This is a genomic window from Polyangiaceae bacterium, assembly GCA_016715885.1.
In the GTDB taxonomy this organism is placed as follows: domain Bacteria; phylum Myxococcota_A; class Polyangia; order Polyangiales; family Polyangiaceae; genus Polyangium.
Genome location: JADJXL010000001.1, coordinates 118,410 through 140,006, shown reverse-complemented (window position 1 = coordinate 140,006; position 21,597 = coordinate 118,410). Strand labels below are relative to the sequence as shown.

Annotated in this window: 18 protein-coding genes, 1 tRNA gene and 1 pseudogene; 11 read left to right on the top strand and 9 right to left on the bottom strand. The window is 61.7% G+C overall.

Annotated features, from left to right (window positions below; translation table 11 throughout):
- Positions 1-141: 141 nt before the first annotated feature.
- Positions 142-1,212 carry a hypothetical protein gene (locus IPM54_00640; GenBank protein MBK9258325.1) on the top strand — a complete coding sequence of 357 codons (1,071 nt, stop codon included), beginning with the start codon at positions 142-144 and terminating at the stop codon, positions 1,210-1,212.
- A 102-nt stretch (positions 1,213-1,314) separates the two neighbouring features.
- Here the strand turns inward: IPM54_00640 and IPM54_00635 are convergent, their stop codons facing one another.
- Entirely contained in the window at positions 1,315-1,824 is a 510-nt protein-coding gene (locus tag IPM54_00635; protein MBK9258324.1) for a hypothetical protein, read from the bottom strand.
- Between the two features lie 18 nt (positions 1,825-1,842).
- Between IPM54_00635 and IPM54_00630 the strand changes: the two genes are divergently transcribed.
- From IPM54_00630 to IPM54_00605, 6 genes and pseudogenes are all read left to right on the top strand, one after another.
- Positions 1,843-2,370 carry a hypothetical protein gene (locus IPM54_00630; protein MBK9258323.1) on the top strand — a complete coding sequence of 176 codons (528 nt, stop codon included), beginning with the start codon at positions 1,843-1,845 and terminating at the stop codon, positions 2,368-2,370.
- Positions 2,371-2,416: 46 nt separating this feature from the next.
- Positions 2,417-3,469, top strand: a complete 1,053-nt coding sequence (locus IPM54_00625; protein MBK9258322.1) for a sigma-70 family RNA polymerase sigma factor — start codon at positions 2,417-2,419, stop codon at positions 3,467-3,469.
- Positions 3,470-3,760: 291 nt separating this feature from the next.
- Positions 3,761-4,411 carry a hypothetical protein gene (locus tag IPM54_00620; GenBank protein MBK9258321.1) on the top strand — a complete coding sequence of 217 codons (651 nt, stop codon included), beginning with the start codon at positions 3,761-3,763 and terminating at the stop codon, positions 4,409-4,411.
- A 13-nt stretch (positions 4,412-4,424) separates the two neighbouring features.
- On the top strand, positions 4,425-4,658 hold the full coding sequence (locus tag IPM54_00615) for a helix-turn-helix transcriptional regulator (GenBank protein ID MBK9258320.1): 234 nt from the start codon (positions 4,425-4,427) through the stop codon (positions 4,656-4,658).
- 468 nt (positions 4,659-5,126) lie between these two features.
- Positions 5,127-5,303 carry an Rdx family protein gene (locus tag IPM54_00610; GenBank protein ID MBK9258319.1) on the top strand — a complete coding sequence of 59 codons (177 nt, stop codon included), beginning with the start codon at positions 5,127-5,129 and terminating at the stop codon, positions 5,301-5,303.
- Between the two features lie 58 nt (positions 5,304-5,361).
- Positions 5,362-6,943 (top strand): annotated as a pseudogene (locus IPM54_00605) (hypothetical protein).
- A 12-nt stretch (positions 6,944-6,955) separates the two neighbouring features.
- Here IPM54_00605 and IPM54_00600 read toward each other — a convergent pair.
- A complete protein-coding gene (locus tag IPM54_00600; GenBank protein MBK9258318.1) occupies positions 6,956-7,945 on the bottom strand; it encodes an NAD-dependent epimerase/dehydratase family protein in 990 nt (329 codons plus the stop codon).
- Positions 7,946-8,086: 141 nt separating this feature from the next.
- On the opposite strand from IPM54_00600, the gene IPM54_00595 reads away from it, so the two are divergent.
- Positions 8,087-9,019 (top strand): acyltransferase family protein, encoded by a 933-nt coding sequence (locus IPM54_00595; protein ID MBK9258317.1) that lies wholly within the window; start codon positions 8,087-8,089, stop codon positions 9,017-9,019.
- A 22-nt stretch (positions 9,020-9,041) separates the two neighbouring features.
- On the opposite strand, the gene IPM54_00590 is transcribed toward IPM54_00595, so the two are convergent.
- From IPM54_00590 to IPM54_00575, 4 genes are read right to left on the bottom strand one after another with little or no spacing between them, the layout of a single operon-like run.
- Positions 9,042-14,114: a hypothetical protein gene (locus IPM54_00590; protein MBK9258316.1), complete on the bottom strand. Its 5,073-nt coding sequence runs from the start codon at positions 14,112-14,114 to the stop codon at positions 9,042-9,044.
- A 48-nt stretch (positions 14,115-14,162) separates the two neighbouring features.
- Positions 14,163-15,179 (bottom strand): serine/threonine protein kinase, encoded by a 1,017-nt coding sequence (locus tag IPM54_00585; protein ID MBK9258315.1) that lies wholly within the window; start codon positions 15,177-15,179, stop codon positions 14,163-14,165.
- Between the two features lie 34 nt (positions 15,180-15,213).
- Entirely contained in the window at positions 15,214-15,489 is a 276-nt protein-coding gene (locus tag IPM54_00580; GenBank protein ID MBK9258314.1) for a hypothetical protein, read from the bottom strand.
- A 56-nt stretch (positions 15,490-15,545) separates the two neighbouring features.
- A complete protein-coding gene (locus tag IPM54_00575; protein ID MBK9258313.1) occupies positions 15,546-16,448 on the bottom strand; it encodes a DUF4190 domain-containing protein in 903 nt (300 codons plus the stop codon).
- Positions 16,449-16,611: 163 nt separating this feature from the next.
- Between IPM54_00575 and IPM54_00570 the strand changes: the two genes are divergently transcribed.
- Complete coding sequence (locus IPM54_00570) at positions 16,612-17,796, top strand: hypothetical protein (GenBank protein MBK9258312.1); 1,185 nt, start codon at positions 16,612-16,614, stop codon at positions 17,794-17,796.
- 34 nt (positions 17,797-17,830) lie between these two features.
- Here the strand turns inward: IPM54_00570 and IPM54_00565 are convergent, their stop codons facing one another.
- The 3 genes from IPM54_00565 to IPM54_00555 all read right to left on the bottom strand — a co-directional run bounded on the left by IPM54_00565 (position 17,831) and on the right by IPM54_00555 (position 19,834).
- A complete protein-coding gene (locus tag IPM54_00565; protein MBK9258311.1) occupies positions 17,831-19,168 on the bottom strand; it encodes a hypothetical protein in 1,338 nt (445 codons plus the stop codon).
- Positions 19,169-19,336: 168 nt separating this feature from the next.
- Positions 19,337-19,423 (bottom strand) — tRNA-Leu (locus IPM54_00560).
- A gap of 204 nt (positions 19,424-19,627) precedes the next feature.
- Entirely contained in the window at positions 19,628-19,834 is a 207-nt protein-coding gene (locus IPM54_00555; protein MBK9258310.1) for a hypothetical protein, read from the bottom strand.
- A gap of 171 nt (positions 19,835-20,005) precedes the next feature.
- Here IPM54_00555 and IPM54_00550 point away from each other — a divergent pair, with 171 nt between their 5' ends.
- Complete coding sequence (locus IPM54_00550; protein MBK9258309.1) at positions 20,006-20,842, top strand: hypothetical protein; 837 nt, start codon at positions 20,006-20,008, stop codon at positions 20,840-20,842.
- A 58-nt stretch (positions 20,843-20,900) separates the two neighbouring features.
- Positions 20,901-21,590 (top strand): hypothetical protein, encoded by a 690-nt coding sequence (locus IPM54_00545; protein MBK9258308.1) that lies wholly within the window; start codon positions 20,901-20,903, stop codon positions 21,588-21,590.
- The last annotated feature ends 7 nt before the right edge of the window (positions 21,591-21,597 follow it).

The window sequence follows — 21,597 nt, the reverse complement described above, 5'->3', positions numbered from 1 at the left end:
GCCATCAAGGCGTCGGTACGGATTCACTCGCGTACCGGCGCCTTGGTTTTCAACTTGCCCAGCTCATCGACCCCGGCGAAGGCGCTGTCCAGAAGCCACTTGACGACAGGTTTGGAGAGCGCGTACGATGCGTTTGTCGCCATGGTTCGTCGCACCCTTTCTCTGTTTTTCGCGGTCATCGTTTCGGCGGTCGCGCTGCGCGCAGAAGCAACGCCAGCAAAACGGATCGCCGTGCGCCTCGACTACCAAGCTCCCGAGCCGTCGCACTTTTGCCCGTCGTCGGATGAGCTTGGGTTCATGCTCGCGGCGGAGTTTGGCTACGCCGTCGTTCGCGATGATGCGCGAGGCGTATTGACCGTCCACGTGCGCGTCGTCGACGACAAGTATCAAGCCGAGCTGTCTGCGCCAAACCCTTCGGGCACTGGCGAAAATTGGCGCTGGAACACGGACAAACAGGCTACGTGTCGCGAGCTTGCTTATGACGTGGCGACGACTGTCGGCATCGCCTTCGGCCCGCGTGCCTGGGCCAACGGAGAACCGCCCGAGACGCTCGCGGCACCACCACCCGTCATCGACGTGCATTCGTCCGCGGTTTTACGCGAACGACCAAGGCTCGTTGCCAAATACGTGTCAACGGTGTCTCGGACAAACAGGGAAACGACGGGGACGACGGCAGGGGCGAACGCGGATACGCCGATGCAAATGGAGGCGGCGCTGGGTCCCGCTGTAACGCTCTATGGGCTGCCGAGTGTAGCCATTGGCGGCAGTGGATTGCTCGCGCTGCGCTGGACGCGATTTGCCATTGGCTTGGACATACGCGGCGTCATTACACCGATGAAAGGCATCGGAGAGCGCGAGGTGCCTGGACGAACGCAACTGTGGACGTTCTCGCTTCTGCCATGTGGAAGCGCGCGGGTACTTGATATTTGTGGCATCGCAAGTCTCAGCACCATGCGATTCGAGCTTGATGACACGCAAGCGATTCGTGAGGCGGATGGTTTTTCAGCAGGCTTTGGTGCGCGTATCTCACCGCGGTGGAAACTCTCGGATACGTTTACCCTTGCTGGCTATGCCGATCTGACGGGTGAGCTTCGCGCCATCAGCATTGGCATGACGCAAAGTGCACAACCTGGCGGGCCTGCGCCGGATTGGATTTCGCCACAAGTGCGCGCCTCGCTAGGCGTCATCGTCACGACCGCAGTGGTCAAGTGAAGCCTTATGTAGTGGGAGCACATCTCGTGCAGAAGGGAATGCCATGACAATTCGGGTTTTATTGGTAAGCACCGCAGTCGTGACGCTCGCGTTTGGCTGTGGTCAAGCACGGAACACGTATGATCCTCCCGATACCGGAGGAGCCGCAAGTGACGCGGGCGACGCCGGCACGGACGCCGATGAAACCGGCGGCAGCGGCGGCACCGGTGGAACCGGTGGCGCTGGCGGCAGTGGTGGATCGGCCAGCAGCAATGCGTGCGCGCCCGCGTGTGATGGCGAATGCGCTCCGCTTCCGCCGCCAGGTTTTTCCCACCCATTCTTGTTTGCACAGGGCTCGCAACCGATCGCGTGCCCAGACTCGGCAAACCTGACCGAAACCACGAGATTCGCCGAGCTCGTCATTCCTCCAGCGCAATGTGCCGAATGCACATGCGCGCCGTCCACGGGTGAATGCACGCAGCCAACGACCATCACGGCGCACGCCGCTGATTGCAACCATACCGAAGGAGCGATCGCAACGCCGACCAATCCTCCGGCATCGTGGAATGGCGCATGCGCTGCGGACAATGCCTTGGCCGGGGCATCACCTGCGCTGGCAAAGCTTGCGTGCAATCGATCACGGTCGGACCCATGGGCAAAGCAAAGGAGGCATGCAGTGCGCATGCGTCATCGACCGTGGGTGAATTCATTCCGTCACCGTCTTGGAAAACCTACGCGACGGCGTGTCAAGGAATGGCCCACGGGACATGCGATGCTGCTCTTTGCGTTCCTGGACGGACGGCGGAATTTCAGCTTTGCGTCGAACGGGAGGGCATCCACGATTGCCCGAGCGACGGCTACACGAAGCAATTCGTCGTGTACGATGGATTCAAAGACGACCGCGCATGCGAACCATGTTCGTGCGGTGCGCCCGAAGGAAGCTTTTGTCAGGCGTGGCTGACCGTGTTTGCCAATGGCGCGTGTACATCGCCGGTCGTTGCGGGCAATGTGTGGTCCGGAGGAAATACATGCCTCGACGTGACGCCGCCCGGTGCCGCCGTGGGCTCGAAGCTCGCGCTCGAACCGACATACAATGCGGGCACATGCAAACCGAGTGGTGGCACGCTATCGGGCGAAGTTGCCCTGACGAGCTCGCACACGGTGTGCTGTGTGGCTTGACCATTGGTGTAACGTTGGCTTTTCCTTTGATTCGAGGTAGGTCATCATGATGCCCCAGAAAGACACATCCGACGAGCTCATGGCTGCACTTCTGAAGCATCGTCCACGGCTCGATCGATGGCTTCGACATTTCGGCATCGATGATGCGGAACGGCCGGATATCATTCAGCGAGCATTGGAAAAGGTCTGGCTAGCATCGCGCGAAAAGAAGCTTTCCAACGACGTTGGTGGTCTTTTGCATACCACGGCCAAGAATCTTGCCATCGACCGACATCGCGAGCTGGGTACGCGCATGGAGTACATGCCGCTTCTTGTCGTCGATGGCACTGCAACGCCAACCCCGGAGGACGAGCTTAACAAGGAACGTTTTTGGATGGCTGTAAAGGAAGCTATCGACGCGTTGAGCAAACGATCCGCGGACGTGTTGCACGCGAGGTTTTTTGACGAATTGAGCATGCAGGAGCTGGCGTGCAGTTTGAACATGTCCCCCGCGTCCGCGTACCGCGCGGTCGATGCAGCGCTCGATGAGCTTGCACGGGAGCTGAAACGCCGAGGCATCACGGGCCCGCTATGCATTCCCATGCTCGACAGTGCTCTCGTGGAGCGCGCAGATGCAGCGCCGGCAAGCGACAAGCATGGCGCACGGGACGTTTGGACTGCACCTGCATTGGCGTCATCGTCGAAGCAGTCCCGCCTTTGGCCCGACATATCCAAATTCGTCATCGGCGCCGTCGTGGGCGGAGCGCTCGTGTATTTGTTTCTGTCGAAAGAGCGGACTCCGCCGCCCGTCGCTCGCATTCCGCGGTACGAGGTGACCATTGCACCCGCAGCGCATAGCGAACCGAGGATAGATCCCATAACACCTGCGACAATCGTTTGTCCCGAATTCATGGCTCCAATGCCGCCTCCAGCACGAGGAAAACACCAGGGGCCTCCCGCGCACCCGGAACCCAACGCAAAGCCGAGACTTCTTGCGCAAATCTGCAAAAAGGCCCTCGACGCGCACGACTGTGAGACCGCAAGACGAATCTGTCCGGAAGTTCCGGGTTCGTTCGGAACGCTGCTTGCGCAACAGAACCGGTGCAGCCCTGCGGACTGAGGTCGAGCGCGTACGATTTTCTGAGAAGATGCGTTGCCTCGTCCGTAGTACGCGCTGAAACTCAATAACATACCATCCTGGCTCGAGAGCCATTCGTTGCCATTGTTGATTGGCGAATGATTCGCAGAGGTGCGCGTCTTGGTGCGCGCTCGTCTGGGGACCGTCCGCTACGTCGAGCATTCGCGCGGATGTGGTTCGTTTGTCGCGGCAATCATCGTCGTGCGAGGTCTGTCCTTCAATGCTCGCTTGGGCAAGCGAGTGGGCGGTCCCCTTTTGTCGTGAGGAGCGATCATGAAGTCGGCAAGAGCGCGCATTGCATTGGAAGTGGCGGATGACGAGCGCACGGTCGTTACCGCGGTTCAGGAAAACTCGCCGACATCGTTCATTCGTAGTCGCCGATCTCGGGCCGAGTGGTTGGTCGACGTAATGCTTGCCATTCCACGTGCGATTGTGCGCGTTTTTGACCGTATGCGCCTGGACGCAGGTGCATGGCTCGATCCACCGAGCTTATGTGGAATGCTGCCACCACCGCCGGCATCGCGCACGGGAGCGGGTGCGCTCAATCGAGAGCAATTTGGCGAGCTTGTTTTACACAATTTGTTTCGATTGTCGCCACGTTATGCGGCGGCTGCCGTACAGGTCGCAAAGGTGGCTGCGATCGTTTCCAAGTACCCGAAGAGCGAACGAATTGCTGTATTCGTACACTTCACCTTGTCACGTATCGCTTCGATCGAAAGCAATCCTATCCCCGTTTCATGGCTGCGAACACGAATGAGCGACGTCGGGCGAAGCGAGCTCAACCGCGCTCTCGAAGAGCTCGAGGACGACGGCTTCGTTCGGCTTCTGTCTGTGGACACGGACGATGCCAAAGTGGTTATCGACGGGATATCCGATGTCGTTCGCGGTCGCTTGACGCACGTCGAGCTTATTCGCCCACTTTGATTGGAGGTGGCAGATGCCCGTACGCAATCAGCCGACTGTATTGACAGCAAAGGTGGGCGCACGCATTCGCGAGCTGCGTTTGCAGCGCAATATGTCGCTGGCTGACGTCAAGGTTGCAGTTGGCGTAACTCCGGGCCATCTGTCTGGCGTCGAGCATGGGCGGGTGAACGTGACGCTCGAATGTCTCGGGCGCATTGCAAAAGCGCTTGGTGTCGAGATATGCGAACTGGTGTCGTTTACGGTTTGACGTGAGGCAGTTCTGGGGGCATAGGCGCGAACTTGAGCGCAAATCACTTATAGAATTTTACGCAAAGAGGCAAAGGCGCGGGGTCGCCAGCGAGCTGAAATTGCGGCATCGTGCCTTTGCGATAAATCCAGCCGAGTCAATGTTTCGAGTCTCGAGAGTTCCTGTACGCCCGATGGCCCCCTTTCCCTAACGTGGAAGACGGCGCTGAGGGGGAAGTGACGCCCGTTCATCATTGAAAATTCTCCTCTGCGAAAACTCCGCTCTGCGCGACGCGAAGCGTCGGCGAGAGGGTTCGGGGGGTCGGAGGTCAAGAGCCTCTGTGACATGGACGTTACGACACAGGGCGTGCGCACGGCGCGCCATCCATGCCTTGCACGCGCCATGACGAGGCGGCATTCTCCACCCGAGGAGGCGCCAGTGCAGGTCGAAATCAAGTACTGTCACGTCTGAAATTACAAACCTCGCGCCGTGAGTCTCGCGGCCAAGATCCAAGATGCCTTCGATGTGCCGACGAAATTGACCATTGGTAAGCCGGGGCAGTTCGATGTCGTCGTCGATGGCAAACTCGTGTTCTCCAAACAAAACGAAGGACGGTTTCCCGAACATCAAGAAGTGCTCGACGCGATGAGCCGCGTTACGCGTTGACGACGCCGGCGCGTTGATGTCCGATGAGCACATCATGAACGCACCGGTCGGCGCTCGTTTGCTCTCGCGACACTCGCTTGCTCTTTTCGCTCTTGCTGGGTCGACGTTTCTTTTGGGCTGTACAGACCCGGACGTATTCGTGCCGAACCCGGAATTCAGCGGTCCTTCGGGGGTCATCGAGGGGACGCTGACGTACGCCGGGCCTCCTCCCTGCACAGAAAACGGACGGATCGTCGGTGCCGCCGTGTTGCTCGCGTTCAACACGAAGTTGTTGCCGCCGCCGAGTGGTTTGGGAACGAGCGCTGCGAGCATCGATGCCGTGCCTGGCGAGCTGCTCTTCTCGAGCATCCGCGACAAACTCGTGTTCGCCCCCAACGGCGAAAAGCGATGCCCGGATGCGTCGGCGCCGCCGGTGTCCGCGAGCGCCACGTGGGCCATCGCGCCCTTGCCTGCGGGCACGTATCAGATCCGCGGGTTCTACGATTGGGATGGCGACTTCGATCCTGCCTTCAGCATATCCAATTTGCCCTCCAAGGTGACGTTGGCGGAGGCGCGATCTCCAACGCGGCCGAAGTGCTCACGTCGGGCGCTGCTGCGAAGTTCACGGAGATCGACGTGGGCGCGCGTGATGCCGCATCGGGACAGCTCGTCATGCCTCCGACGGGCTGGCGCGTGCAAGGCATCGGCGTGACGTTTGCCCTGCCTTTGGCGCTCGAGCGACCGGTGTTTCATCCATCCGCGGTGGCAGACGAAATCGCGGGCAACACGGATCCGCGCAACGTCGTGATTCCCGCGGATTTCCAGTTCGCTACGTTTCCACCAAGTGACAAAGGGTTCATCCGGATCACGTACACGGCGGGCGTGGCCGCGGAGGAAACGGCGCTCGCAGCGAAAGAGCCTTTCTTCATGCCCGTGGAGGATCCGCCGGCGAGCATTTACATGACGGTGGAAGACGCCAATCGCGACGGCGTCGTCGACGACAAGGACAGCGTGCCCGAGTCGCCTCTGGTGCCGTCGCTCTACCCGACGTCGGTGTTTTCGAAGCTTTTACCAGGGGTGAAGATCGGCGGACAGACGCAGCCTCGCGTGATCATTCAGGGGCTGACGCTCTTCAAGAATTTGCTGCTCACGTCGACGAAACGTCCCACGCCCGATCCGATGGATCCGACGAAATACGTCGTGTTTCAATCGTTCGAGCCTGAAGTGACGGTGGCGCTTCGTCCGGCGGCGCTGTGCATCGATCCTGTCGATACGTCGAAGAAGGGCGTGCTGGTGTTGAGCCACAAAACAGCGGCGAGCGGCGATCCGATCTTAGCTGATGAGGACGCGGTGAAGCAGAGCCTCCTGCGGCAGTTCGGACGGCAGTTCGACATCGTGTACGGGTGTCTGCCCCAAGGAAACTACGCGATGAACCTGGTGTACCCCACGGACAAGCATGGACGTTGCCGAACGAGGCTGGGGTTTGTGCGGGTCCCGAGCGGGATGAAGTGATGAGTGCAGATGGCAAGGAGTGCCTCGCAGCGGGCAACAGCAAGAGGGATCGCTTGGCGTCGCAGGATGCGTGGGTGGTCGTTGGACCACCAAAGGATGCGGCGTACTGCAAGGCAAACCCGACGCCGAAGGCGTGTTTGGCCGAGTAGTCGCGGACAAACTCAACTGCCAAGCTTCGTAGCTCGCACCGCTTCATCGATGCCGTGCGAGGGCGCGTAGCCCATTTCGATGCGCGCGCGTGCGTCGTCGACCATGCACACGTAGCGGATATGGTCGAGCTCGGGCGCTGGAAAGGACGTCGCACGATAACGCCAGAGCTGTTTGACGAGGGTTGCAGCGAGCATGTGAGGGATGGCGACGTGGCGATGACCGGTCTTCGCGATGATGCGCGACAGGGGCAAGGGGGGCGGGCCGGCGATGTTGTAGATGCCGCGTACTCCTGGCTGAAGCGCCTTGACGATGGCGCTCACGACGTCGTCTTGGTGGACGACTTGAATCATGGGGTCGAAGCCAAGAAGCGATGGAATGACCGGGAGACGCAGGTAATTCGAAGGCGCGTTGCGTACGGCTCCAAGGATGTGCACGGGGCGAAGCACGACGGTTTCGGTTGCGGGGTGCTTCCAAAAAAATGATTGAGCGAGCATGTCGACGTCGATGAGGTCGTGGATGTCGCTGAAGTTCGCTCCACCGAGCAGCGGTGCTTTCTCGGTGAGAAACTGCGGATTGTCCGGGCGCGGGCCGTAGACGTTGGCGCTCGAGAGCACGACCAATTTGGGCACGCGATATTGCTCGACGTACTCGAGAAGCCTTTGCAAACCCGCAACGTTCCACGTGTGGTGTTCGGTCTGACTGGCGCGGGGGTCGTGCATGACGCCGAGGTGCACGACGGCGCCGAGGCGCACGTGGCGAAAGATTTCCTGTGTTTTTTTGCGACGAATGTCGATTTGATGGTGAACGATGCCGTCGGGTTTGTCCTCGAACGGCCGGCGATCGATCCCGACCACGGTGCGCCCTTGGTGCAGGATTCGCGCGAGCCTTCGGCCGAGTCGTCCGCAGATTCCCGTGACGAGAATTGGCAGAGCGGCACTCGAGCCGTCCTCGTTCGGTTCGCGCGGCGAGCACGGAGCGGTTCGCGCGTCGGCCTGTGCCATGGTCTCCCCCATTCAGCAAAAAACGGTGCAACGATTGACGGTGCTTCGTCAAGTGCCCTGCGCGACCTCTTCGATTGAAAGGGTCGAACGCACAGCAATCGTTCGCATAAACGCCTGACGCTCTGCTACGATGGGTTCGTTATGCTGAACCATGCAGCGCGCGCGCTAAAGCGTTTGGAAGCATTCGCAACTCGTGAGGCCCTTCCCCTGGCTCGCACGACGGCTGATATCGCCCGCACTGAAATCGATGAATTCACGCTTCGCCTGTTAGGACCGGATTTCGATGATCGGTTGCGCCGCGTGCCCATACCGATGGCAAACGAAGGGGTCGATCCGTTCGGGCTCGATCCGCAATGGGCCAAATATGCCGCGGGCATAGGAGCGTTTTTCCATCGTTTTTACTTTCGAACGATTGTCACAGGTATCGATAAAATTCCGTCATCACGAGTTCTCTTGGTTTCAAACCATTCGGGACAGATTCCGCTCGATGGATACATGATTGCCGCGTCGATGTTCTTCGATGGAGATCCGCCTCGAATCGTGCGCAGCATGGTGGAGAAGTGGACGCAAACGATGCCATTTTTTTCGACTTTGTTTTCGCGCTTGGGCCAGGTGGTGGGGGTGCCCGAGAATGCTCGAAAACTCTTGGAGCTAGGAGAAGCGCTTTTGGTATTCCCCGAGGGTGTACGGGGCATATCGAAGAGTTTTGCTCATCGATATCAATTGGAGGATTTTGGACTTGGGTTCATGCGCCTGGCGCTCGAAACGAATACGCCCATCGTCCCGGTGGCCGTCATTGGAGCGGAAGAACAATACGTTTCGCTGGGAAACATGGATCGCGTGGCGAAAATGCTGAATATGCCCAGTTTCCCACTCTTGCCGCAAGTGCTCGTCCCGGGCGGACAGCTTCCATTGCCGACGCGGTATCGAATCGAGTTTGGCGCTCCGATGCGATTCGAGGGCGATTACGACGATGACGATGCCATCATTGCGGACAAAGTGCAGCGCGTACGCTGGGCCATTCAATCCATGCTGCACCAGGGATTGAAGGAGCGTCGGTCGATTTTCTGGTGAGAATTGGTGGCGTGGGTGCGGCTCACTCGTCTTCGAGCAAGTCGGCGTCGAGCTCGGTAGCGGCCGGTTGAGCCGGTTGTTGCGCTTGGTCCGGCTGCGCTTGCTGCTGTTGCTGCTGCTGCGCGTAATACGCGGCATAAGCGGCCTGCTGAGCTTCGTAGGCGCGCTGCGCTTCGAGGTAAGCCGCATGCTGCGCCGCATAGACGGCCTGCGGATCGTTGGGATCGACAGGGGTGGCCGCATACGCCTGCTGCGCATACGGGTCGTACGCCGCCACGGCTTGCGCTTGCTGCTGCTGAGCATACTGCGCATAAGCAGCCGGATCGTAGGCCGGTTGTTGCGCATACGCCTGCTGATCGGCATACGCGGGCGCCGCGGGCGTTTGGTCGTACGCAACAGCGTGGTCGGCCTGCACGTACGCTGGCGCCGCTGCAACCATGGGCGGCGCTGCCACCGCGCTTGGTTGCACATACGCAGGCGGGGCCGCAGGCGTGGCGTCCGCATCCAACACAGGAGCCGGCGCCGGCGCGGGAGCAACTGCGGCAGGTTGCGGAGCGGCTGCGACGGGGGCGGGAGGCGGCGTCGACACGACCGGCGCAGGAGGCGGTGCTTTCTTGAGCTTGCCCGTCTTCGCTCGCTCGAGACCCGTCGTCGCTTCTTGGTCACCAGCCTTCATGCGAAGCACACGTCGCCACGCATCGGCAGCTTCACGCGCATCGCCAATCTCTTCCTCCCAGAGCCTCGCAACTTTGCGCGCAAGCTCCGCACGCGCGGAAGGATCACGACCACGAAGAATCTGATCCTCGTAGAGCTGGATCATGCCGCGATGATCGCCGAGCTCCGTGAGCAAGTTCGACAGCTCCTGCATCACGTCGTGATCCGACGGCGACAAGTCGTGCAGCTTCTTGAAGTCGACCGCTGCGCCCTTCTTGTCGTTCAGCGCATCGCGACGCAGGCGCGCTCGACGCTGAATGAGCTTGCGAACGAGCGGCCCGTCGAAGACCTCTTCGAGCGCACGCGAGAGCGTCGCTTCGACGCGAGGAAGCGCGTTGAGCTCGCGGCCAAGGCCCTCGAGCGCGTCGAGCGAAGCATCGTCGACGTGCGTGATGAGCGCATCACCGAACCACTTGAAGGCGCGCTCCGAATCACCAAGGTTCCGATGAGCGATGGTCGCCGCGCGCCGGAGCAGAGCGCTCTTGGTGCGTCCACCGTCGCGTGATCCTTGACCACCGCCAGCGAGCGCTTCAGCCAAGATCGTTCGCAGCGTCGTCGTGCCCGCTTGCGCGTCACCAGCCGTCGCAACTTGTTCGAGCGCGTTGATGGTGTCGTCTTGCACGCCACCGCTGAGCGCCAGCTCGAAGAAGCCGCGCGCACGCTCGACGACTCCTCGCTCGGCCGCAACTTGCGCCGCTCGAGCAAGCGCCTGGAGACGATCCGCGGGCAAGCGACATCGTGCCACTTGGCGCTCGTAGATCTCGATCACTTGCGCTGGCGCAGGTGCAAGCGCTGCGAGGCGTGCAAGCAGCGGATCGACATCGCCTGGTGGAACGCTCGTGAGTGCGCCCTCGCCGTGCTGAATCGCTTCTTGCGGTGCAACACCAGCGGCGATTTGCACCTCCGCTTGACGCACCATCTCGGTGGCTCGAGCAGCGCCGGCAAGATCCTTCACGAGCAAATCGTGAGCTACGCCGAGCGCATCGAGGTCCTTGAGCTCGATGGCGATCTGCTCGAGTTTTTCTGCAAGCGCTCGATCGGCTCCGCGTGATCGCGCGAGCTCCGTCGCGACGCGCGCCGCGTCGGCGTTTCGTCCCACTTCGACAAACCTATCGAAGGCTCCTCGCAACGCTTCGTTTCGCGCGTGCCCGGTGCCCGACTCGTTCCACGCAACGAGCTTCGTTGCGACAATCCCCTTCCAACCGAGCTTGTCACCGAGCTCCACGTACGCACGACGGCAAGGTTCGTCGCCCGTGTCGGCAATGCGATCGAGTGCGGCGAGCGCTTCGTCACCACGATTCAGTCTTTCGTGGAGGATGTCGGCCAATCGTCGCGTCATGCGCGACGCTTCTTCTTCGTCGCCTTCGACCTCGATCAGCAGTTGCAGGAAGTGCGCAACGCGAGGCCAATCTTCGACGTCGCCGCAGAGTTTTTCGAGGCGCGCGATGGCGTCGAAGTCTTCCGGATCGGCAGCATGGACGATCTCGAGGGCACGGATTGCACCACGCGCATCATCGAGGCGCGTTTCGTAAATCTGCGCGAGGCGCTGCGCGATCTCGATCTTCGCTTCCCCCTCGGCAACGACGATTTCACGTTCGAGCGCCGCAGCAGCACCCGCAAAATTCATGCGGCGCTCTTCAAGGCTGGCGATGGCCCCGAGAGCTTGGCGACTGCCCGGAGCGAGCGTCTTCAGAATGCTCTCGTATCGCTCGATCGCCCCATCGAAGTCCTCCATGGACTCCGCAAGAAGACTCGCTTCACGCAACGCGATGCGAAGCTTGTCCTCGGGCGACTGCGAGATGGCACCAAGACGCCTGAGCAATTCGACACATTCTTGGTAGTCCCCGCGTTCGCTTGCGTCCTCCACGAGAAGCGTGAGCGCTCCGGCGTCGTCGCCATCGCTGAGCACGAGGAGCAGGCTTTCGCGCGCACCCTCGCGATCCCCGAGCGCTCGTTGCACTTCCGCAGCCGCGCGTCGCGTGGCTGTGCGACGTGTGCGGTCGTTGAGTTTTTCGGCGCGTGAGAGGAAGAGCTGCACGAGGTCCGACATGCGGTTGGCAGCGCGGTATTGAGCTTCGAGCGTCTCGAAGTATTTGTCGTTCGTCGGATCGATTTCGGCGGCGCGTTCGAGGCGAAGGATCGCCATGGATGCATCGCCTGCCGTGAGCAGAAGATCGGCAGCTTGTGCGAGCAGCGACGCTTGCGCCTTGCCATCCGCGAGCTCTGCGCGTTGCTCGACGGCGTTCGCAGCGTCGCTCATGCGACCTGCCGTAACGTACGCTTTTTCCGCCGCTTCCCACGTCTTTGCTTGCCCAAGAAGCTCCGCAGCCTCGGCAAACGCGTCACCTGCGGCGCTCGCATCGTTCGACGCAAGACGCAGCTCACCGAGCTTCTGCAAGAGAGACGCGCGCGCGTTTTTCTCGGTGAACCCTGCGAGGTTGTCCGTGATCGCTTGCGCTGCGAGATCCGCACGTTCGCCCTTTTCGAAGAGCTTTACGGCGGTGTTGAGAGCCGTTTCGTCGTCGGCGTTGAGCGACACGATGCGCGTCCACGCTTCCGCTGCTGCAACGAGATCCTTGCGCTTGGTTTCGTGCAGGCCCGCGAGCTTCTTTTCGATGGCGATTTTCTGCTCCGGATCAGGAGCGCTCATCGCGTCTTGTTCGAGAAGCAAGGCGAGGTCGTCCCACTTGGAAGACTTCTCGAGAAGTCGTCGCAACTGGTCACGAGCTTGATCGTCACCTCGATCGATTTGGCAGATTTGCTTCCACGCCGAGATCGCCGTTTCGACGTCGCGAAGCTGCGATTCGCACATCCCTGCGATGTCGCGCAGTTGCGCTTTGCGCGTTTCGGGCGACACCGATTGCACACGCGATGCTGCAAGAAGAACGTCACGCAGATCCGCAAACATGCGCTTCTGTCGCAAGTGCTCTTCGACCCAAGACAACGCTTCGGGGTGGGCCGGATCGATCTTGAGCGCTTCGCGATACTTCGCGTAAGCCTGCGGTTTTCGCCCCTTTTGCGCTTCGGCAGACGCTTCTTCGAGAAGCTGACTCACGTCGCCCACGGGCGCGGGAGGTTGCGACGGCGCAGCAGCAGGTTGCGGAGCTACGGCGGCGGGCACCGGCGTTGCCGCTGCTGGTGCAGGCGCCGCTGCCGCAGGTTGAGCAGGCGCAGCAGGTTGCGGAGCAGGTGCGGCTTGTGCGGGCGCCGAGGGTTGCGAGCCTGCGGCGGCGGGTGCGGGTTGCGCAGCGGGAGCAGCTTGCGCCGGCTGGCCTGGCGGAGGAGGCGGCTGCGCGTTGCCAACTTTCAGCCGCGCAACGTTCGCCATGAAGCCATTCGGATTCGCTTGGAGGTACGCCGCATATTGCGGTCCAAGCTCGGACGAGCGACCCAGCAGCGCCCCAAAGTGATCGGCGAGCTGCATGGCGCGATCGTGTCCCGGAGACGCGCCAAGCGCGGACATCGAGTAGGACAAACCGTACTCACCGTCGTACATTTCGGCGAGCTGCACGAAAATCGCAGCCGTTTCGTCACGCTCGGGTTGCGGGACGTTCTCGCCCGCGTTGATTCGTTCGAGCACGCTCACGCCGAGCTCTTGCGAGAGCGCAACGTCGGCCGGTCGCAGTGCGCGTGCGCTCCGCAAAGCTTGCGTGGAACCTGGAAGGTCACCGGCGAGTTTGCGGATTTCCGATTCGTCTCGGTAGAGCGCGAGCTTTCGTTCGGGATCGTCTGCGATGGCTTGTTCCATCGCGAAAAACGGAATCGCTTGAGCAAACTGGTTCTGTGCTTTGTAGATCTCTCGCGCTGCATAGATTGCGTACACGTTGCGCGGATCGAGCTCCGCGACGCGGCGCCAATTGTCTGCTGCACGTTCGGGACGAGCTAGCTGCGGCTCGCTCCACATACGTCCAAGGTCTTCATGCAGCTTCAACAAAACCGCGCGAACTTCGGGCTTCGCCGCTTGTGGCGCGAGCGCGGTGGTTTGTCGCTCGTAGAGCTGCACGAGGGACATGGCATCGCCTTTTTCGCGAAACATCTGCGAAAGGCGCTCTGCAGAACGTCCCATCGGATCCCGATCGACTGCGAGCAACAACGTTCGCACGGTGTTGCTCATGTCGCCCATCGCCTGCTGCCAGACGTTGGCCGCTTCCGAAAGCCAATGCGCGCCGTACGCAGGATCCGGCGTCTGCGTACCGACGCGTTCGAGCACCATGGCGTAGGTGCGCGGATCTTGCTGGCCCGCACGATGTGCATAGGCAAGCGCCTCCTGATCGTGAGGGTTCGCGATGAGGCGCTGGACGACCATTTCGAGTTCGCGAGGATCCATCGTTATCAGGGCGCGAACGTACACCTGTCCTTTGGCGCCGTACAGCGGCGTCATGCGATTGTCGCAACGTCCTCATTCGATGTCGGGACGACCGACCGCGCCCTAATCCAGAACACCTGCCCCCAGCGCCGCCATGAGCTCCGCCGCGGTCCTCGATCGATCGTCGGGACGCTTCGCCAATGCGCGCACCACGACATCCGATAACCACTGCGGAATGCCCGCATCCGGCGCCACCACGCCCATGGGCAGCGGCACTTCATGCATATGACGCGCCATGACGCGCGCCGCATCGCCATCCGTAAACGGCGGCCTGCCCGTCAACATCTGGTAGAGAAGCAACCCAACCGAGTAAAGATCGCTACGTCCATCGAGCACTTCGCCGCGAGCTTGCTCGGGAGACATGTACCGTGGCGTACCAATCGCGGCGAACGTCTCCCCGTCCGGAAAAACCTCGCGAGCAAAAACGGCAAGACCAAAGTCGACGACCTTGCCAACTTCGTCGCCACCGTTCACGCGCGCGATGAACACGTTGGCCGGCGTGATGTCGCGATGAACGATGCCCTTGTCGTGCGCTTCCGCGAGCGATCCGAGCGCGTGTGTTGCCCAGCGAATGGCTTCGGCAACGGGCAGTCGTCCGACGCGATCGAGCCGCTTGCCGAGCGGTTCGCCCTCGAGCATCTCCATCGCGAGAAAGCGAGACGGTCCCGGAGCGGACAAGTCGTCACCGACTGCGAGTTCGAACTCGCCGACATCGAGAAGTCGAACGGTGTTGGGCGAGCTGAGCATCGACAAGACGCGCGCTTCGCACTCGAAACGAGCACGAGCTCGCGTCCCATGCGCCCAGTCGGCGCGCAAGATCTTCAGCGCAACGAACCTCTGCTCGCGCGTGTCGAACGAACGGTACACGGTGCCCGTGGCACCTCGTCCAATCTTGCCGAACACGACGTAGCGATCGACGACGGTCATGCCGAGAAGCGGATCGCCATCGGCGTCGGCGAGCACCGATGCTGCAACGAGTGCAAACCCGTCGCGGGGACAGTGAACGACGGGGGATGTTTGCTCGGCAGCACGACGACGACAGCGCGGACAAATGAGACCGGTCAGTGACTTGGTGCCCACGTGTGCCTCCCCCGTTCCGCTCGCACGAAACGACCTACCTGAGCTTGCAACTGTAGTCGCCGACCATGATGGCCGCACGGCGACAAACGACATCCACGGTGCGCTTCGGAGTCTGCATCCCGAAGGTTTGTCCGAACGGAGTGCGCTCGATTCGCGTCACCTGAGCACGACAACTCGGCCCTTGCTCGCCGCACGCAACGGCGGCTGCCATCCTCTCGACCTCGGAGTTGTCGGAGAACACGTTGTACGCCGAAGCAACGCTGAAGATTACGCAGAGAAGAAAGATCGTCATTTGCCCAGCGCGCTTCATGAGCCGCACTCTAGCAGAGACGCTCGAGCGATCGTGCGGAGATCTAAGGCTGACAACTAGAGCTGAATGCGGTTGTCGGACACGGGTTGCCAGGATCGCTTCCGAGTTGCGTATTTTCCACGCACGAACGCCCCCAAAACCGGCGCCATGTTCGACGCAACGTCGGGTCCCCATTCGCCACCATCGATGCCATCACGCGGATACAAGTCGGGCGCGAGCAGGTAAAACCCCGGCAGTTTGTCCGTTGGAATCTTCAAGCTCGGAAGATCTTCGTCGAACACTTCGACGTCGATCCGCACGAGACGGACATGCGACAAAGCCGTTTGCATGAGCGGATCGCTGAGCGCTTCGGTGAAACGCTGACACGGTTCGCACCCGGGCCGCGTCGTCATCACGACGGTCACATCACCCACGCGCCACGCTTCCGCACGCTCCTTGGCAAGCTCGGTCGACAGCGACGACACCAACGAACCGATGTCGACGACCGTGACCGCTCCTTCACGACGAACCGTCGTGACTTTCGAGATGGGTGGCAAAGGCTCGTCGCTCTTGCTGTCGGAAACGCTTGGGTTTGTCGGGACTGCCGCGGTGTTTGCCGACTGCTCTGATTCGACCGCCGCATCGTCTCGACTCGTACGCAGTCCTCGCTCGAGCGAAATGGCGACATACGCCATCACCGCCGCCCAAACGAAGGTGAATACGAGACCCAGGCACATGCCGAAGAGCGCCAAGTGCCGTCGACGCGGTGACGTGACTTCGAGCGGCTCGTGGCGCGCCGCCCAGCCAAACACGATCGCTGCAACCGATCCCACCGGTCCACCCAGGAGCGGCGCAACGATCGCTGTGACGATCAAGGGCGATGATGAGGTCGTGAAACGACGCAACCACTTACGTCGATTCGGAATGTTCATCACATCGCCGGCGTTTTCTCCGCCCCGGCCCCCACCCGCAGGCTCCATCGCCGCTCTCCGAGTGATGACATCCCCCACCCCGAAAGCTTAGCTCTTTATCACCAAGGAAGCTCACAATTCATGGGCAACGGAACGGCGGACGTTCCGGACGTAGGCCATGACGACGAACGACCCACTTGGGGTGAACGCATGGTAGGAGGATGGAACCTGCATGAACGATTCGGCCCGCTCCGTCGTCATCGTGGAAGCTCCAGCGGTTCGGCTGCTGCGCGCAACCGTCGGCGACTGGCCGCCGCTGCAACGTCCCATCGAGATCACGGTCGAGCCGCGCCGCACCGTGCTGTTTGGCAAGGGCGGAGCGAATGCGTCGCTCGTGCTTCAAGGAATCGTCGAAGGCGCTCGTATGGCGCTGCATGCCCTGAGCGACCCGGACAAACCCAGGCACTTTCGTTGCGAGCTGGTGAGCGATCTCGGCGAGCGGTTTTCGTACGGGTACGACAGGCGCTTTCAGGGGTTCGATGATGACGACGACGATCCGTTCCCACCGTCGGTGCGATGGGAAGAACGAGCGGCGCGTACCGACGAAGTCAGTGTCGATCTATGGACCGTGCGCGATCGGCGCGTGACGTTTCGCGACGGCACGCGCGTGTCGCTTCCATCGGGCACCGGCGCCCTTGCGCTTGCCAGCGAGCCGGCCGATCACGTGCCGGTCGATGTGCGGCGCATTCGCACCTACCTCGAGAACATCCGCTGGCTCGGAGCCACGCTTCCGCGTCCCGCAGATGCCTTGCGTCAAGACGTGATCCTCAGTGGACGCTCGGGCGTGCTGTGGACTTCGCGCGGACTCGATCCGCGTCTCGTGTCGCTTGCCGCAACGTTGACGATTTGGTTCGAAACATTTCCCGATCGTTTCGCGCAAGTTGCAGCGCTGCTTCAGCGGCTCGGCGGCCGGGGCGAGCTGCATGTTCGGATCCGTGAAGACGCCTCGAGTCGCGGAGCGGATGTCGGGCCGCAGCATCAAGCATCCATCTCGTTCGACGGCGTCGACTTCGGACGGCTACCAGATGCCGTTCTCCGGCGGCTCGAGCTCGTCGTCGCGCTGGTCGATCCAAGCCCTACGACGGTGTTCATCGAAGACCCGGAAGCGATCGCCGTGCCCGGCATGATCGGACGCATGCTCGAAACGATCGATGCTTGTGCAGGTCAGCGGCAACTCGTGCTTGCAACGAAGACGTCTCACGTCGTGAACTGGGCGGCGCCGGAAGAAGTGCGCATCGTGGAAGGCGCTCGCGATCGCGCAAGCTCGGTACGAGCGCTCGATGAAACCGAGCGCTCGCGAGCAACGGCGCACGTGCAAGGTGGCGGAACGTTGTCTTCGTACGTCGGCTTGGCGTAGTGTCCTGGTACCGGGAAGCTTGGTCCCGGCTCGGTCAAGGAATACAGGCAGCTTCGACGGTCCGGAGCAGCGCGCGTTTCGTCCCCACGCCTTGCGTCATCGGCTCGGTCCACATGAAGCCAACGCGCGATCCCACGGCAACGGCAGCCGGCGCATCTTTCGCAGGACCCGCGTCGGTCAGTCGAATGCCCTTGGCCGACGGCGATCCGTTTGGACCGAGTTTGACCGCGAGAACTTGATTCGATGCCGTGCCGTCTTGACCCGTGAACACCGCAAGCGCGCCATCACCGAACGATACGAGCGCGGGCGTCTTTCCATAGCCGACCACCCACATCTCGGGGCCAGGCCGCGCATCCTGATCGAGCGCTCGTGCAAGGAGCTTGTCGCCTTCCGACCACATGGCCAAGGCGCCCTTGGGCGTCGCGGTGAGCACCACGCGACCACGCCCGGCAGCAGCTTCCGCAAGCGTCACGGCTTCACCGAGCTCCCTGCCTTTCAGATCGAATCGCGACGCGACGATCTGATCGCCCTCTTCATGCCACGCGAGCGTGTAACCGCGTTCGTCCGCGATGACCGCCGGCCAGCGCGGCTTCTTCGCATGGTGCGTTGCGCCCAAAGCTTGCACGGACGGTGCGCCTGGTTCGACCGGCGCAAACAAGAACATCCCGAATTGCGTTTTGTCCGCACCAAACGGCGCCACCGCGATGATCGATCCTCCAGGCGCCGCTGCGAGCGATACGTGCTCGGCATCGGCACTGCCCACCGCACGCAAGTGTTCGATCGTAGGAAGCGGCGCCGTCTCCCACTTCGGCTTGGCGTACGCGAGCCCTTCGGAATCGAACCACACGAGCGTCCAACCTGACCCGCTCGAGAAAAGACGTGGCACGAGCTCGCTCGACGTTCCGATGCCTCGCGCCCGAGCAATCTGCTTTGCATCGAGCGAAAACCCGGCGAACGCGAGCTGCGCATCGGGCCTCGAAGGCGACAACTTGATGAGCCATGCCGCAGCGATCGAACCATCGCTTCCCGCCAACGCGACTTCACCACGCTGCAGGTAGTCGGCAACTTGACCCGTCTGCGCCTTGCAAGCATCCGTCGAAGCGGCCGCATCGAAGCCCGAAACGCCTGTTCCCTGCGGTTCGACAGGCGCAGGCGCTGCCGCCGCGGATGCCGATGCGCTCGCACTCGAATTTGCCGCCACAGACGCAGCAGCCGATGCGCTTGCCGCCGCACTCGGATTCGACTTCGCATTCACTGCGCTCGATGCCGACGCGGGCGGACGAGCATCGCCGCTCGTGGCTTTCTTGTTGCCGTCGCACCCCAACGTCCCGACGCCAAGTGCGAAGCCGACCGCAGCGAACGTCGCGAGCACGACGCACGGGGAGCGTCCATCTCTGTTCACCCCCGAGCCACCTGACGTGCCGTACGACATTGTTTTCCGTCCTCGTCAGTGCCAGTCGCACGAACTTCGAGAAACAAGAGCGGCACCAACACTGGACACGGCCCCGAACCTGTCTCCTACCTGTTTGTCCGAACTGCTTGGTGCGAGGAAAAGGACTTGAACCTTCACGGGAGTTACCCCACTGGAACCTGAATCCAGCGCGTCTGCCAATTCCGCCATCCTCGCGCAAAGACCTTCAAACGAGGTCTTTGGGAGCATCACTGCTCGACATAAGTTGTCAACGGGAGCGTATGGATAGACCGGGCAAGGCCCCTCATGCAAGGGCGAAATGCGCAAGAGGCGCGCCCGCCCGAAATGACGTCCCCGCCAAACGCGCTTTCCCCGCAAATGCCGCGAATTTCGCGGTCACCCCAGCTCCACAGCCGACGCTCAAAAAAATCGCTCGACCACCATCGGCGCAGCATGCGCTCGACGAAGTAGGCTCGGACAAACTCGCCACGCGCTCGAACGCAACTCGTTGATGATCAAACGATTCTCGATGCCCACGTAGCCGCCTACCGCGTTTGTCCAGACCGACCACGCCGGACCCCAATCACCAAGCGCAGCGCCCTTCGCGGTGCAAACGTGCCTTCGCACAAGTCCTCCCATCCGTCGCGAATCCCGCGGTTTTTCGTGCAAGGACCAACGTACACGGACGCACTCGCGCACACATACAACCACCAAACGTTGCTTTTCCACGTGTGCAAGCAATTTGCGATGCATACGTTTGAGCCTCACTCGTCCAAAGCGCGTTCAGGAGGTCTCTCAGTGCGAATTCACGATTTCCGCTTCCTTGCTGCCGCCACTGCCATCACCGGTGTCCTGGGCCTTGCCGCAACACAGGCGGGAGCCGGAGAAGGCACTGTCGGAGTTCTCGTTCTCAAGGAGCACGGCGTCGGAAGCGCGGCACAAGCGCAACCGTATGTCGAGAAGTTCGTCGCGATGGCCGCCAAACAAAACGGCTGGTCGGGCGCCAAGGGCCAGTATCACACCACGCGCAAAAACGCCGACGCCTTCATCTCCGCCGAAAAGCCCCACTTCGGAATCCTGTCGCTCGCCGCGTTCCTCGACTACCGCAACAAACACGGCGTCGACGTCATCGGGCAAGCGCAAGTCGCGCGGGCCGGCGGCCAGCAGTACCACGTCGTCAGCAAATCCGCTTCGGATCTCGGCGGTTGCAAGGGTCAATCGCTCGCCAGCGATCACATCGACGATCCCAAGTTCATCGAAAAAGTCGTCGCCAAAGGCGCCTTCAAGCTCGGTGACTTCACCCTCGTCAAGACCACTCGTCCCATCCAAACCATCAAGAAGGTCGTCACAGACGATGCCAAGTGCGCGCTCATCGACGACGCGCAACTCGCCGAGCTCGGCAGGCTCGAAGGCGGCTCGGCCATCAAGTCGGTGTGGGCCAGCGACAAACTCCCGCCCATGGTCGTCGTCGCGTTCCCATCCGCTCCCACCGCCGAAAAGAAAGGCTTCCAGTCAAGCCTCGGCAAACTCTGCGAAGGCGACGGCAAAGCCGCTTGCACCGAAGTTGGCATCCTTTCGCTCAAAGCCGCAAGCGCCTCGGATTACGCGAGCGTCACCACCGCGTACGACAAGTAGCGACCGTTCATCGGCGCCAGGTGTCTTTTTTCTGGCCCGAAAGTGATATTCCTCCCCCGTGACCCGCTGGTCGGTACTGTTTTTCCTGGCTGCCGCATGTGCGTCCGCCGCATGCCTTGGCACCTCCAGCGGCTCGTCCACCGCGGGCATCAGCCCAGCGCTCTCAGCCGCAGCCGAAAAACACGACGCACTCGCCGTCGCCGATGCACTCGAAGACCTCATCGCGAGCGGCGGTGACCGCGCCGAAGATCGGCAATACGCGTACAACGTGGTCAAAGCAAAACCCGTCGACACGGCCGCGTACACGTACGCACGTGCCGTCGTCACGGGACGCCTCGTGCAGCAGCGCGGCCTGCTCGGAGCGGATCTCGTGGGCGAAGTCGAGCACTACGCACGCCGCAGTCGCGAGCTCGATCCGAACTTCCGCACCGGTGCTGCAACACGCATGCTCGGCACGCTTTACGTGATCGCGCCACCCGCACTGCTACGTCATGGCGATTCGGAAACGGGCCTCGAGCTGCTCGAGACGCTCGTTCAAGCGCACCCCGAAATCATCCAAAATCACTTGCGCGTTGCCGAAGCGTACATCGCTCTCGGAGATCCCGATCCAGCCACGCCGCATCTGTGCCGCAGCGTCGCTGAACAAACCAAGTTACGCGGCGACGAGCGCGTGCTTTTGATGCAACTGGTGAAGGACGCTGGCAACCCGAAGTGCCCGCCGCCCGGCGCCAAACCCCCCGAAGAGTAAGCGTCCA

Coding starts and splice junctions, on each gene's coding strand:
- IPM54_00630 (MBK9258323.1), top strand. CDS start 1,843: ATGGGCAAAGCAAAGGAGGCATGCAGTGCGCATGCGTCATCGACCGTG.
- IPM54_00625 (MBK9258322.1), top strand. CDS start 2,417: ATGATGCCCCAGAAAGACACATCCGACGAGCTCATGGCTGCACTTCTG.
- IPM54_00620 (MBK9258321.1), top strand. CDS start 3,761: ATGAAGTCGGCAAGAGCGCGCATTGCATTGGAAGTGGCGGATGACGAG.
- IPM54_00640 (MBK9258325.1), top strand. CDS start 142: ATGGTTCGTCGCACCCTTTCTCTGTTTTTCGCGGTCATCGTTTCGGCG.
- IPM54_00570 (MBK9258312.1), top strand. CDS start 16,612: ATGAACGATTCGGCCCGCTCCGTCGTCATCGTGGAAGCTCCAGCGGTT.
- IPM54_00600 (MBK9258318.1), bottom strand. CDS start 7,945: ATGGCACAGGCCGACGCGCGAACCGCTCCGTGCTCGCCGCGCGAACCG.
- IPM54_00595 (MBK9258317.1), top strand. CDS start 8,087: ATGCTGAACCATGCAGCGCGCGCGCTAAAGCGTTTGGAAGCATTCGCA.
- IPM54_00580 (MBK9258314.1), bottom strand. CDS start 15,489: ATGAAGCGCGCTGGGCAAATGACGATCTTTCTTCTCTGCGTAATCTTC.
- IPM54_00575 (MBK9258313.1), bottom strand. CDS start 16,448: ATGGAGCCTGCGGGTGGGGGCCGGGGCGGAGAAAACGCCGGCGATGTG.
- IPM54_00590 (MBK9258316.1), bottom strand. CDS start 14,114: ATGACGCCGCTGTACGGCGCCAAAGGACAGGTGTACGTTCGCGCCCTG.
- IPM54_00615 (MBK9258320.1), top strand. CDS start 4,425: ATGCCCGTACGCAATCAGCCGACTGTATTGACAGCAAAGGTGGGCGCA.